The 13,536-nt window shown below is 67.7% G+C and carries 12 protein-coding genes; 11 read left to right on the top strand and 1 reads right to left on the bottom strand.

Features of this window, described 5'->3' with window-relative positions; genetic code table 11:
- Window positions 1–29 precede the first annotated feature (29 nt).
- The 9 genes from AB4112_RS20010 to AB4112_RS19970 all read left to right on the top strand — a co-directional run bounded on the left by AB4112_RS20010 (window position 30) and on the right by AB4112_RS19970 (window position 9,064).
- Window positions 30–1,397: an NAD(P)/FAD-dependent oxidoreductase gene (locus AB4112_RS20010; RefSeq protein ID WP_441722476.1), complete on the top strand. Its 1,368-nt coding sequence runs from the start codon at window positions 30–32 to the stop codon at window positions 1,395–1,397.
- Window positions 1,394–2,608, top strand: a complete 1,215-nt coding sequence (locus AB4112_RS20005) for an NAD(P)/FAD-dependent oxidoreductase (RefSeq protein WP_441722473.1) — start codon at window positions 1,394–1,396, stop codon at window positions 2,606–2,608. The genes AB4112_RS20010 and AB4112_RS20005 overlap by 4 nt, the downstream gene beginning before the upstream one ends.
- A gap of 10 nt (window positions 2,609–2,618) precedes the next feature.
- Window positions 2,619–4,040: an FGGY family carbohydrate kinase gene (locus AB4112_RS20000; protein ID WP_441722470.1), complete on the top strand. Its 1,422-nt coding sequence runs from the start codon at window positions 2,619–2,621 to the stop codon at window positions 4,038–4,040.
- Between the two features lie 111 nt (window positions 4,041–4,151).
- Window positions 4,152–4,910 carry a DeoR/GlpR family DNA-binding transcription regulator gene (locus AB4112_RS19995; protein ID WP_441722467.1) on the top strand — a complete coding sequence of 253 codons (759 nt, stop codon included), beginning with the start codon at window positions 4,152–4,154 and terminating at the stop codon, window positions 4,908–4,910.
- A 179-nt stretch (window positions 4,911–5,089) separates the two neighbouring features.
- On the top strand, window positions 5,090–5,527 hold the full coding sequence (locus AB4112_RS19990) for a hypothetical protein (RefSeq protein ID WP_309793211.1): 438 nt from the start codon (window positions 5,090–5,092) through the stop codon (window positions 5,525–5,527).
- 284 nt (window positions 5,528–5,811) lie between these two features.
- The gene (locus AB4112_RS19985) at window positions 5,812–6,468 is read left to right on the top strand and encodes a LuxR C-terminal-related transcriptional regulator (RefSeq protein ID WP_441722465.1); all 657 of its coding nucleotides are present in this window, start codon (window positions 5,812–5,814) and stop codon (window positions 6,466–6,468) included.
- 150 nt (window positions 6,469–6,618) lie between these two features.
- Window positions 6,619–7,230, top strand: coding sequence for a hypothetical protein (locus AB4112_RS19980; RefSeq protein ID WP_441722462.1), 612 nt, complete (start codon window positions 6,619–6,621; stop codon window positions 7,228–7,230).
- A gap of 200 nt (window positions 7,231–7,430) precedes the next feature.
- Entirely contained in the window at window positions 7,431–8,432 is a 1,002-nt protein-coding gene (locus AB4112_RS19975) for a hypothetical protein (RefSeq protein ID WP_441722459.1), read from the top strand.
- Between the two features lie 107 nt (window positions 8,433–8,539).
- Window positions 8,540–9,064 (top strand): hypothetical protein, encoded by a 525-nt coding sequence (locus AB4112_RS19970; protein WP_441722456.1) that lies wholly within the window; start codon window positions 8,540–8,542, stop codon window positions 9,062–9,064.
- Window positions 9,065–9,438: 374 nt separating this feature from the next.
- Here the strand turns inward: AB4112_RS19970 and AB4112_RS19965 are convergent, their stop codons facing one another.
- Entirely contained in the window at window positions 9,439–11,025 is a 1,587-nt protein-coding gene (locus AB4112_RS19965; RefSeq protein WP_441722453.1) for a hypothetical protein, read from the bottom strand.
- A gap of 276 nt (window positions 11,026–11,301) precedes the next feature.
- Between AB4112_RS19965 and glpX the strand changes: the two genes are divergently transcribed.
- Both glpX and AB4112_RS19955 read left to right on the top strand, forming a co-directional pair.
- Complete coding sequence (gene glpX / locus AB4112_RS19960; protein ID WP_441722450.1) at window positions 11,302–12,288, top strand: class II fructose-bisphosphatase; 987 nt, start codon at window positions 11,302–11,304, stop codon at window positions 12,286–12,288.
- A gap of 274 nt (window positions 12,289–12,562) precedes the next feature.
- The gene (locus tag AB4112_RS19955) at window positions 12,563–13,507 is read left to right on the top strand and encodes a phosphoribulokinase (RefSeq protein WP_441722447.1); all 945 of its coding nucleotides are present in this window, start codon (window positions 12,563–12,565) and stop codon (window positions 13,505–13,507) included.
- Window positions 13,508–13,536: the final 29 nt, after the last annotated feature.

Below are 13,536 nucleotides of genomic sequence, written 5' to 3'. Positions count from 1 at the left end.
AGGCGGCCCGGCGTCCACGAGGCGGGCCCATGGATCGGTATGATGTCGCCGTCATCGGCGCCGGGGTGGTGGGATGCGCGGTGGCACGGCGCTTCGCGCTGCGGGGCGCGCGCGTCCTGGTCCTGGAGAAGGGCGCCGACATCCTGTCGGGCGCCAGCAAGGCGAACAGCGCCATCCTCCACACCGGCTTCGACGCGCCGGAGGGCAGCCTGGAGCTCGAATGCATCCAGCGCGGCCATGCTGAATACCTCGCCCTGCGCGCGGAGATGAACCTGCCGCTGCTCGAGACCGGCGCCATCGTGGCGGCCTGGTCCGAGGAGGAGGAGGCGCGGCTGGGGGCGCTGGAGCGGCAGGCCCGTGCCAATGGCGTCGACGACGTCCGCATTCTGCCGGCCGCGGAGATCCGGCGCCTCGAACCCCAGCTTTCGACCCGCGCCCGGGCCGGCCTGCATGTGCCGCGCGAGCATGTCATCGACCCATGGTCGCCGTTCCTGGCCTATGCGACCCAGGTCGTGGCCCAGGGCGGCCGGATGGTGTTCGACGCCGAGGTCACCGCCGGCGCCTTCGACGGCGAGGGCTGGACGCTCGACACCGCCCAAGGGCGGTTCCAGGCGGCCGCCGTGGTCAACTGCGCCGGGCTGTTCGGCGATGTGGTCGACCAGCGCCTGCTGGGCCGTGCCAGCTTCGAGATCCGGCCGCGCAAGGGGCAGTTCGCGGTGTTCGACAAGGCGGCGTCGGCGCTGCTGACCGCGATCATCCTGCCGGTGCCGACCGAGCGCTCGAAGGGCGTCGTGCTGTGCCGCACCATCTTCGGCAACGTCCTGGTCGGCCCGACCGCCGAGGAGCAGGCGGACCGCACCCGCGCCACGGTCACCGAGCCCGAGCTGCACGCCCTGGTTGCCCGCGCCGCCGAGATCGTGCCGGCGCTGGCCGGCATGCCGGTCACCGCCGCCTATGCCGGGCTGCGGCCGGCGACCGAGGAGAAGCACTACCGCATCCACCAGGACACGGCGCGGCGTTGGATCACGGTCGGCGGCATCCGCTCCACCGGCATGACCGCGGCGCTCGGCATCGCCCAGCATGTCGAGGCGCTGGTCGCCGACGGGCCTGCCGCGACGACCGCACCCGCCGTGCCGTGGATGCCCAACCTCGCCGACCATTTGCCGCGCGACTGGCAGCGCCCGGGCTATGACGAGATCGTCTGCCATTGCGAGATGGTGACGAGGCGGGAGATCGAGGCGGCGCTGGGCGGGCCGATGCCGCCGGGCGACTTCGGCGGGCTCAAGCGCCGCACCCGCTGCGGCATGGGCCGCTGCCAGGGCTTCAACTGCCTCGGGCGGCTGGTCGAGATCACCGCCGGGCGCCTGCCTCACCCGCTGCCGGGGCATCCGCTGTGACCGGCATCGACGTCCTGGTCGTCGGCGCCGGCCCGGCCGGCCTGGCGGCGGCCATCGCCCTGCGCCAGGCCGGGATCGCCCGGGTGGTGGTGGTCGAGCGCCAGGGCGTCGCCGGCGGCATCCCGCGGCATTGCGGGCACTCCCCGTTCGGCATGCGCGAATTCGGCCGCATCCTGTCCGGCCGCCGCTATGCCGACCGGTTGGCCGAGACGGCGCTGGCCGCCGGGGTCGAGCTGCGGCTGCGCCATTCGGTGGTCGCGATCGCAGCCGGGCCGGTGGTGACCGTGGCGACGCCGGACGGCCCGGCGACCCTGGCGCCCCGGCGCGTGATCCTGGCGACCGGGATCCGGGAGGCGACGCGGGCCGCGCGGCTGGTGTCCGGCGACCGGCCGCTCGGCATCCTCAACACCGGCGCGCTGCAGGACCAGGTGTTCCTGCGCCGGTCCGTGCCCTTCCGCCGGCCGGTCATTATCGGCACCGAGCTGGTGTCGATGTCGGCGGTGCTGACCTGCCTGGGCGCCGGCGCCCGGCCCGCGGCGATCGTGGAGTCCGGCCCCCGGTCGGTGGCGCGGGCGCCGTTCCGCTGGCTGCCCTACGCCCTGCGCGTGCCGGTGCATCACGGGGCGGAGATCGCCGACATCCGCGGCGGCCGCATCGTCGAGGCCGTGACCCTGCGGCTGCAGGATGGCGAGACCCGCGACATCCCTTGCGACGGGGTGCTGTTCACCGGACGGTTCACGCCGGAGGCCGGGATCGCCCGGACATCCGGCCTGGAGATCGACCCCGCCACCGGCGGGCCGGCGGTCGACACCGCGGGGCGGACCAGCCTGGCCGGGGTGTATGCCGCGGGGAACCTGCTGCGCGGGGTCGAGACCGCCGGCTGGTGCTGGACCGAGGGCCGGGCGGTGGCGCGCTCGGTCGCCGCCGACCTCGCCGGCGATGCCGCCTCGGCCGCGGCGGGGATCCGGATCGAGGCCGGGGACGGCATCCGCCTGCTGATGCCCCAGCGCATCGCCGCCGCCGGCCGCGCCTTCGAGGCGATCCAGCTGCGGCTCGACCGCCCGGTGCGGGGCGAGCTGCGGGTCGAAGCCGACGGGCGGCCTGTGTGGTCGCGGCGGCTGTCCAGCGGGCCGGAACGGCGCATCCTGGTGCCGCTGAAGGCCCTGCCCGCGCCGGCGAAGCGCCTCCGTATCCTCGTTCACCAAGCCTGAGCGCCAGACCATGCGCATCGCCGCCATCGACCAGGGCACCACCTCCACCCGCGTCCTCGTCGCCGACACCGCGGGGCGGGCCGAGGTGGTCCACAACCTGCGCCACGCCGTCACCTACCCCCAGCCCGGCCGGGTCGAGCAGGAGGCCGGCGAGCTGCTGGCCAACATCCGCCTGGCCCTGGCCGCCGCCGGCCCGGTCGACGCCATCGGGCTGGCCAACCAGGGCGAGAGCTGCCTGGCCTGGGACGCCGCCAGCGGCGAGGCGCTGTCGCCGGTCATCGTGTGGCAGGACACCCGCACCGGCCCGGCCCTGGCCGACATGGCGCGGGACGGCGTGGCCGACGCGGTCGCCGCCCGCTCCGGCCTGCCGCTCGACCCCTATTTCTCCGCCGCCAAGCTGGCCTGGATCATCCGGTCGGTGCCCGCCGCCGCCGCGGCGCTCAAGGCCGGGCGGCTGCGGCTGGGCACCACCGACGCCTATTTCCTCGACCGGCTGGCCGGCGCCTTCGCCACCGACCGGGCCACCGCCTCGCGCACCGGGCTGATGAACATCGCGACCGGCGAATGGGACCCAGAGCTGTGCCGGATGTTCGGCGTGCCGATCGAGTGCCTGCCCGAGATCCTGGCGAACACCGCCGGCTTCGGGCAGATCGGCGGCACCCCGGTCGCCGCTGCGATCGTCGACCAGCAGGCCGCGCTGTACGGCCATGGCTGCCGCCACCCCGGCGAGGCCAAGATCACCTTCGGCACCGGGGCCTTCGCCCTGGCGGTGACCGGCGCGACGCCGCCGCTCGCGGCGCTGGCCGCCGGGCTGGTGCCGACCGTGGCCTGGGACCTCGGCGACGGGCCGGTCTACGCCATCGACGGCGGCGTCCAGGATGCCGGCTCGGCGATCGAATGGGCGGTGCGGGCGGGGATGGCCGACGACATGGCCGACTTCACGCACTTCGCGTCGCCGCCGGCGGTCGAGCGCGGCCTGGTGTTCGTGCCCGCCTTCTCCGGCCTCGGCTGCCCGCATTGGGACCGCAGCGCCAGCCCGCTGATCCTGGGGCTGCAGCCCGACATGACCCGCACCGACATCCGCCAGGCCCTGCTGGAGGGCATCGCCTTCCTGACCGCCGACATCCTGGCGGCGATCACCGCCCACGCCCCGCTGGCGGCCGAGATCTCGATCGATGGCGGGGTGTCGCGCAGCCCCTATTTCGCCCAGTTCCTGGCCGATTGCTCCGGCATGGCGATCCGGGTCCGCGGCTTCGCCGAGCGCACCGCCTTCGGGGCCGCGGCGCTGGCCGCCCGCGCGCTGGGGGCCGAGTTGCCGGGGCCGGCCGATGCGGGCGTGCTGCACACCCCGCGCGACGCCCGCGCCGAGGCCTGGCGCGCCAGCTTCGCCCGGGCGCAGGAGCGCTGCCTGGGATGGCGGAGCGCCCCCTGACCCCCGGCCCCGCCAAATTGGCGCCGCCCGCGATCCCGTCTATAAGGGGATTTCTGACCGGATGGTTGATCGGGTGACTGTTCGGCTATCCCGAGGGCGGATTGCGACGCGATGAAACCGAAGCAGCGGCAAGACAAGATCGTCGAGGTCCTGCGCGACCGCGAGCGCATCACCGTCGAGGCGCTGGCCGAGCTGTTCGCCGCCTCGCGCGAGACCATCCGCCGCGACCTCAACGACCTCGCCGGCCGCGGCGAGATCCGCAAGTTCCATGGCGGCGCCCTGCTGCATGAGCCGGGCGGCGAAGGCCCCTTCGCCACCCGCCTGACCCAGGCGCCGGCGGAGAAGCGGGCGGTCGGCCGGGCCGCGGCGGCGCTGTTCAACCCCGGGGATTCGCTGCTGGTCGATGCCGGCACCACCACGCTGGCGTTCGCGGAGGCGCTAGCCCGGCGCAGCGGCCTGACCGTGATCACCAACAGCCTGGGGGTGGCGCAGGCCATCGGCCAGGGGCCGGGCGACAACCGCGTCTTCGTGATCGGCGGCGCCTATCGCGCGGAGGTCGGCGAGACGGTCGGCGCGCTGGCGGTGGCCCAGATCGCCGCGTTCAACGCCAGCCATGCGGTGCTGACCGTGGGCGGGCTGGTCGCCGCCGGCGCCTACGACTTCCAGATCGAGGAGGCCGAGATCGCGCGGGCGATGGTGGCGCAGGCCCAGCACGTCACGGTCATCGCCGACGGGTCGAAGCTGAACCGCACCGCCCTGTTCCAGGTGTGCGGGATGGCCGAGATCGACCGCATCGTGGTCGATGTCGCGCCGGACGCGGCCCTGGCCGCCGCCCTGGCCGCCGCCGGGGTCGAGGTCGTGGTCGCCTAGCGAAGCCGAGGGATCGCGGCCTTTCCTTGGACCAAAGGACGACGGCGGGCGGGGCTTCCGGCGTCGACCGCCGCTGTGCCGGCCGTCATAATCCGGACCGAAAACCACAACAGACCGGCTCGGGCGGCCCCCTGGCGCCACGGCGCCGCCGCCCCGGCCGGCGCCAGGAGGAGTCCGGAATGCGTGCATCGAAGACCTGCGGCGCGCTCGCCGCCTTGGCCCTGTTCGCCGCCCCTGCCCTGCTGGCCGGCCCGGCGATGGCCCAGGCCGGGCTGACCACGCGCGGCACCAACCTCGAGCCGCTGAAGCTGTCCTCCGGCCTGGCCTTCCCGACCAAGCCCTACGAGCTGGAGGCCGGCAAATACTACCGCTGGACCATCGAGGCCGACGGCACCGCCGAGCTGGGCATCGCAGCACCTGAGTTCTTCCGCAACATCTGGATCAACGAGGTGGTGATCAACAAGGTCGAGGTCCGGCCGCTGGGGCTGGATTCGATCGAGTTCGACGACGCCGGCAAGGCGGTGATCTCCTTCGTGCCGATCCGCGCCGGCACCTTCACCTTCCACGCCCCCGAGACCGACTCCCCCGGCATGAGCGGGACGTTCGTGGTGAAGTAGGGCGGGGCGCCCCGCCGCCTCCCTTCCCCGTCATTGCGAGCGCAGCGAAGCAATCCATCGGTCAGCCCGTACGGTGCGATGGATTGCTTCGTCGGCTTCGCCTCCTCGCAATGACGGGTGGGGGGTGGTAAAGGCAGGCCCCTTACCCCGTGTCCGGCAGCCTGCGCCCGCCTCCGCCCCTGCGCCGCTTTGTCGTCCGTCTTGGTCGGAAGGACGACGGACAGCGGGGGCCGGGACGCGCTAGCATCGCGGATTGAGCCCCAGCCGGCCGCCCCACGGAACGCATGACCACGGAGCCCCTGCCCGACCTGACCACCACCGCCGTCCCCATCCGGCTGGGCCTGGCGGACAAGAACCCGCTGGTGCTGCGCGGCCTGCAGTCGCTGTTCGGCGAGGACCGGCGGTTCGAGCTGACGGTCTCGGCCAGCGACGGCGAGCGCTTCCTCGACGCCGTCTCCCGCTTCGACTTCGATGTCGGCATCATCGGCTGGGTGATGGCCAATGGCGACGGCCGCGCCGTGCTGGAGGCGTTGCGATCACGCGAGGCCGCCCCCCGCCCCCTGCCCCGCATCGTGGTCTACACCGGCGCGGATCTGGAGGCGGCGCGCACCGCCATGCGGCTCGGCGCCGCCGGCTTCCTGTCGAAGTCGGAGCCGCCGGAGCGCCTGCTGGACCTGGTGGCCGAGGTGGCGCGCGGCCGGATGATGTTCCCGTTCCTCGACCCGCGCCCGGCCGCCGCCGACCCGCGGGCCGGCCTCACGGCGCGCGAGCGCGAGCTGCTGGAGGGGCTGGCCGAGGGCCTGAGCAACGAGGGCCTGGCCCGCCGCTTCGGCCTGTCGCCGAACACGGTGAAGTTCCACCTGCGCAACCTGTACGAGAAGCTGGGCGCCGCCAACCGGGCCCAGGCCGTCGCCCTGCTGCTGCAGCGCCGGGTGGACTGAGAGGCCGGGCCAGTCCGCTACATTTGCAACGAATTCCAGCGAGACCGAAACCGTCCGGTAGCGGCATCCCCCTAGACCGTCGACTCTGGATGTTCCCATCCGGCCTGCCCTGCCACAGCAAGGGCGCCGGCCACGAAGGGGGTTGAGGGAATGGTGCAGTGGAGCCGGGCGATCCCGGCCTATGGGACCTTGCAGGCGAAGTTCGGCGGCAAGGGCCATGTCGGGCAGGAGACCGACCAGGCCGGGGTAATGCGGGCGACCGAGGGCCTGGCCTACCCCGTGGCCTGCATCTGGCTGCCCGCCGCCGGCCGCGGCTACGGCCACGCCTCGGTGTTCATCCAGGAGCCGCAGGGCGATTTCCCCGAGACCGACACCCGCAGCTACGCCAGCCTGTTCCCGGGCGAGGACACCCGCACCGGGCAGCAGGGCGCGCGCATCGAGCACCTGGCCCCCGGCCGCATGCTGACCGCCGAATTCACCTGCTTCGTCGAGGATTGCGCCGCGGAATCGGGCAAGGAGGGCGTGTTCCGCCTGCCGGACCACATGGTGCCGATGGGCGGGCTGGACATCCTCAAGATGCAGGCGGCGTGGAACGCCATCCGCGACAAGCCGGACGCGCATTACCGGCTGATGCGCAAGAACTGCGCCACCATCGCCGCCCGCATCATCCGCGCCGGCATGGCGACGAAGCAGCACGTGCTGAGCCCGCTGCTGACCCACAAGGCGTGGTGGACGCCGCATGACGTGCTGCTGCTGGCGTAGGCCTGCCCGAAATCCGCCTACGACCGCCGCATCGACGGGCTGGTGACCGCGCTGAAGGGCTGAGCGCCCGGCGCCCGCCCCCCCACACCCGCCCTCACACCCGGCGGGTGCTGTTCAGCCCGGCACCGCCGCGGCTATCATCGCCCGGCACCGGACCGGGTCCCATCGGGATCCGGCCGTGCGGCGGTGGGGATGGGGGAATGGTGAGCTTTCGGCAGGTGGGCCGCGGCGTGGTCCGCAGCGTGCGGGCGGTGCGGCGCGAGAACCAGCGCGCGGAGCGCCGGCGCCTGGCCTATGACAAGGCGGCGCAGAAGCAGGCGGCGCTGGAGGCCGCGGCCGAGGCCGCCGGCGAATACGACCGGCTGATCGACTCCCTGACCGGCGCCCACCGCATCGAATGGCAGCGCCGCGACTGGGCGTCGCTCGCCGCCAGCCCCCGGCCGGCCGCGCCGGTGCGGGGCACGGCGCAGGAGGAGGCGGCGCGGCGCGAGCTGGAGGGCTACCGTCCCGGCTGGTTCGCCCGGACCTTCGGCGGCGCCACCCGGCGGCGGGCGGCGCTGGACGCGGCGGTGGCGGCGGCGCGGGTTCGCGACGAGGCGGCGTTCCAGGCGCAGGTCGCGGCCGCCGAGTCCCGCACCGCCGAGATCGACCACGCCCAGCGCCTGGTCGACCGCGACCCGGAGACGGTGGTGGACGCGCTGGGCCGCTTCAGCCGGCTGGGCGACCTGCCCTTCGCGGTGGAGGGCATGGATGTGGTGTTCGTCGCGGGCGGCCGGATCGTCGCCATGATCGACGGCCTCGACCTCGAGGACATGCCGGACCGGTCGGTGACGCTGCTGCAATCGGGCAAGGCCTCGGTCAAGCCGCTGTCGAACGCCCGGCTGCTGGAGCTGCACCGCGACGCCATCTGCTCGGCCGCGGTGCGGGTGGCGCTGGAGCTGCTGCAGGCCCTGCCGGTCGACGAGGCCGAGGTGGTGATGCAGGCCGACCTGCTGGACCCCGGCTCGGGCCATATCGGCCCGACGCCGGTGCTGTACCTCAAGGCGACGGCGCAGGCGATCGGCCTGGTGAACCTGCAGCGCGCCGAACCCGCCGCTTTGGTCGAGCGCCTGGGCGGCCACTCCGCCTGGACCGCCCGCCAGGGCTTTCGCCCGATCGACCTCGGGGAGGTCGATGTGCCGGCGTATGAGAGGGGGGAGTGAGGGGGCGGCGGTGGCGTTATTCACACTGGTGAGACTCGTTTCGCCCTGGCATGATCTCGGCTATCATCAATGCGATCGCATTTTCATTAATTTAGAGGATATGATCAATGACCGCTCCATTTGGCATACCGATATATTCCCCGATTAATAGCCTGAAGATCACAAGCGAGTTGGGGTTTGGAAAATATTTAATCATACCGCCAACACCGCACCCTTTATTCTCGCAATACATAGTTCAGGCATCGGAAGCACATGGCGTGGTTTGGCTAAAGGGTATATCGGCGGACATAGAGAATGATGTTTTCGGGAATGCAACTAAGGAGCTGATAGATCGTGTGGCTACACAATTAAGCCAGCGCTACGGCCAGGGAAAGAAAACAGATATGTTATTTGAGGGGTCAATTTGGAATGAACCGCGGGACTGGATCTCAGGCTTGGAACAGCACGAACGAATCTACATGTATATGTGGGATCGCGCTCAAAATACCCAAATTCCATCCGATATTTCATCCATAGGCTTGCTCGCCACCTCGTTTCAAAGCGGAAGTTCGGCAGCCGCCCTGGAGTATTCCTCGCCCAAATTGGAGGACGCTCAGCAAGGCGTCGAAACTGATATGGCCTCACTTCTCTAGACACCACCAATTACCCAATTTCTCTCGACCATAAGTATCCGAGATGGTGGCTTGCCCAAATACGCAACGCATGAGAATTTGGCCTGTCGATCATGGCCCCGTCCTTGTCCGCCTCAGCCGGGGCAGTATACGGCCCATGCAGCACGCCGAACCCGCCCTGGTCGAGCGCCTGGGCGGCTATTCCGACTGGAGCGCTCGCCAGGGTTTTCGCGCGATCGACCTCGGGGAGGTCGATGTGCCGTCTTATGAAAGGTAGTGAAAGGCTCGTGGATAAAATATGGCGCCTACCCTCGGGCAGCATGTGTAAAGCAGCAGCAAAGCCAAACTTCAAGAGCGGATTTATAAAATTTCCAGCACTGTAATTTTCTTATCTATCAGAGAAGCCTAAATAGCACCCCAGGATCGCTGATATATAGATTCCTTAGCTCTTTTGTAATATCATTGATGTATTCGATATTGTCGTCGACTTTTCCTTTCACGCATTCTGCTCTCATTGTTTCAGGATTTTTGAGAAAAATTTCAAATTCATCATCGACGAATGATATATTTTCTACGGATCTTTTGACAAAATAAACAAATAACGTGCCACAAATTTCGATCCAACAGGGCTCTATCAAACAAGATGGTTGGATTTCCTCAAGTTTATTTTTCGCATTTCCCTTCATTGGAAGAGGATTTCTAGATATATATTCATTGAATATAAAAATATCATCTATAATTTCGATAATGTCGTCGATTCTGAATTTCAATTCCAATGCATCCGATCTATTTCGAAAATTCGAGACACATTCTGAAATAAATCTATAAATATTACCCCATAAAAAATTGTCTTCATCGATCTTCAAGTCAGGCGGTTCTTTAAAAATCGGAACTCCATCGATCATTATTTGGATACTTACGCCTGATTCCCTAATCCAACTTTGAAACGACGATATATTTAGCAGATCCGTCAAATTTCGATATTCGTCCGATGAAGTTTCCCATGAAGCACTAATATTTCCTTTCGGATTAACAACCAAATCCAAGAACCCAGATTTCACTCTGAATTTTCTTAGATCAGGGTCGAGGTTTGGAATACCAGGGAAAAACATTCCACCAGAAATATTGACTTCATCGAGACTGTTGCCGCGAATTATTTTTACAATGCATTCTTTCGTTGGCTTCGGAAAAACTTCTAGAAATCCTTTACCACTCGGATGAGGTAGAGATACAGGAAGCCCAAACCTATGATCCTTGAAATCCAAGTTCTCCACTGGAAGACGATCAACCAGCCCTAATTGGAGATCGATGAATTGCTCCGCCTTAACCTCTCTAGAGAAAATCAAACTGGCCGTAGCATAAATATCTTCATAACCAGATAACTTTACAATATCTCTTTTTCTCTGTTCATATCCTTCACTAAATTTAGTACATATCGATTTCATATACTCCAGCAGATTTTCATCTACACGATCTTCTTCCTCAAATTTGACGAAGAATCTACACCGATTTACCTTTTTACCATCCACATGTGCGCGCCTTGCGGAAAGCAGACATTTATTTATTTCATCTTCCCAAAAATGCCGCACGAAAATTTTTGGATTCCGCCTTCGCGATCCAAACATTATGAGAACAATAAAACATGGAAGAGAACTATTGGCAAATTTTATACCGTTCGACAGCTTAATTATAACATCTTTATTGTATCTTGTACTAGATTTTATCTGAACAAAGCATTTTTGGCTAGGCGGCTCAAGATCAGCCGGGAAATCTTTGCGCGATGTATCAAACTCGACAAGATAATCCCAGCCATGTCTGTCTCGATGAGGCCGGCTGGCGACCGCTCCCACTTGAGAACACATCGCCACAAAGCGATCCTCGGCATTCTCAGGAATTGAGGCGGGATGCCGCCTGTTCGAAACCATTGGCGCGACCCATATCGACAAAACTCTTTCACCATCATAGCAAGAAAGGTCCGGCAAGCGTTAATCCCGCAACACACATCAACCTCGCCAACGAACCTGTCCGCATTGGCAAACGAATATTCCCTTAAGAATTTTATGAGACGTGTTGGCGAGCCACCCCACCCATCCGGGTAGCCCCCACCCCACCCCAAAGATCGCGCCGGCCCACCCGGGCGGGCGTTCCGTCCACCCTCCCCGTCCGCGATCGTGAGCTGACGGGGAGCGCGAGACTCCCCTGAAAGATCCCACGGGCCGGCCTGGCGGCCGGACCCCGGGGAACGGGTGGAGATGCGCATGACCAGTGCCGCCATCGCCGAGGACGGATTCCTCTACGCCCTGCGCCGCGTCACCGAAGCGGCCGCCCGCGCCGCCTTCGACTGGATCGGCCGCGGCCGCAAGGACGAGGGCGACGCCGCCGCGGTCGACGCCATGCGCACCGTGCTGAACCATCTCCACATCGACGGCCGCATCGTCATCGGCGAGGGCGAGAAGGACGAGGCGCCGCAGCTGTACAAGGGCGAGCGCCTGGGCCGGGCCCCGATCAAGGGCGCCGCCGCGCCCCTGGCCGTCGACATCGCCGTCGATCCCGTGGACGGCACCAGCCACCTGGCCAACGGCCAGACCAACGCCCTGGCCGCGGTGGCGATGACGCCGCAGGGCGCCATGTTCGACCCCGGCCCCGCCTTCTACATGGAGAAGTTCGCCGGCCCCCCGGCGGTGCGCGGCCGCATCGACCCGCTGGCCCCCACCCGCGACAAGCTGCGGGTGCTGGCCGAGGCGCTGGGCAAGCCGGTCGCCGAGCTGTCGATCTATGTGCTGGAGAAGCCGCGCCACCGCCGGCTGGTGGAGGAGATCCACGCCGCCGGCGCCCGCGTCGCCCTGTACCCCGCCGGCGACGTCGCCGGGGCCATCGTCGCCGCCATGCCGGGCGGGGCGGTCGACGCCCTGATGGGCACCGGCGGCACCCCCGAGGGCATCCTGGCGGCCTGCGCCATCCGCGCCCTGGGCGGCGAGTTCCTGGGCCGCATCGACCCGCAGCTGGAGCATGAGCGCCAGGCCGTGGCCCGCGCCGGCATGGACACCGCGCGCTGGTGGGGGGTGGAGGAGCTGGTGCGGTCCGACCGCGTCTGGTTCAGCGCCACCGGCATCACCACCGGCCTGCTGTTCGACGGCGTGTCGCGCGACGGCGGCCACACCCGCACCCAGTCGCTGCTGCTGTCGGCGCCCGACCGCCGCCGCCAGGTGCTGACCAGCTGGGTCGAGACGGCGGGGGTGCGGTGATGGGGGCGCGAAAATTCGTCCTCCCCCTCCCCTTGCGGGAGGGGGCTGGGGGAGGGGTCTGCGCGGGTCCCCGCGCGGCACAGCCGATCGCCACGATCACCGGAGACGGCGGTGCGGGCTGCCCCCCWCCCCCTACCCCCWCCCGCAAGGGGAGGGGGAGTGCCGACGAAACAGGCCTCTCCGGCCCCGCCATCCGTCACCACCGCAGCCGCCACGCCCTCCTGAGCCGCGCCCGAGGCTCGACCACCTGAGACCCCCGGGAAGGGAGACACCCATGTCGAAACCAGCCTTCGATCGGCCGATCATCCTCGGCATCGTCGGGGACAGCGCCGCCGGCAAGACCACGCTGTCGCGCGGCATCGCCGAGATCCTGGGGCCGCAGCGCTGCACCCTGATCTGCACCGACGACTATCACCGCTACGACCGGCGCGAACGGGCGGCCAACGGCGTCTCGGCGCTCGACCCCGCCGGCAACTATGTCGACATCCTGGAGCAGCATTTGCAGCTGCTGCGCTCGGGCCAGCCGATCCTGAAGCCGGTCTACAACCACGACCAGGGCACGCTGGACCGGCCGGACTACATCGAGCCGAAGGAGTTCGTGGTGGCCGAGGGGCTGCTCGGCTACGCCACCCGGGCGATGCGCGACTGCTACGACGTCAAGATCTACCTCGACCCGGAGGAGGAGCTGCGGGTGCGCTGGAAGGTGCACCGCGACACCACCAAGCGCGGCTACACCGCCGAGCAGGTGCTGGAATCGCTGAAGAAGCGGGAGTTCGACAGCCCCACCTTCATCCGGCCGCAGCGGCTGTTCGCCGACATCGTCATCCGCTTCCAGCGCCCGCCCGGGGCCAATGCCGCCGGCCACCCCGACACCGACCACCGGCTGGACGTCGCCCACATCCTGCGCCCCACCCTGCCGCACCCGAACTTCTCGCGGCTGATCGAGGCGGTGGGCGACGGCAGCGTCGGCTTCGAGCTGACCCGCGACGAGGGCAAGCCGGTCGACGTCTTGGAGATCCGCGGCTCGATCTCCGACCGCCGGGCCGACCGGGTGGAGGAGTACCTGTGGGACCACATCCCCGAGGCCGGCCACCTGCGCGAGGCCATCGGCCGCTACGACGGCGCCGCCGGCCGCGCCATCAGCCACCCCCTCGCCCTCACCCAGCTCCTGGTCGCCTTCCACATGGTCAAGGCGGCGCAAGGGGTGCACGCGGTGTGAGGCCCTTTTCTAGTCCCCCCTCCCCTTGC

It is taken from the genome of Inquilinus sp. 2KB_23 (assembly GCF_052115705.1).
GTDB classification, from domain to species: Bacteria; Pseudomonadota; Alphaproteobacteria; order DSM-16000; family Inquilinaceae; genus Inquilinus; species Inquilinus ginsengisoli_A.
The sequence above is the reverse complement of the archived record's forward strand: the minus strand, read 5'-3'. Positions and strand labels throughout refer to the sequence as shown.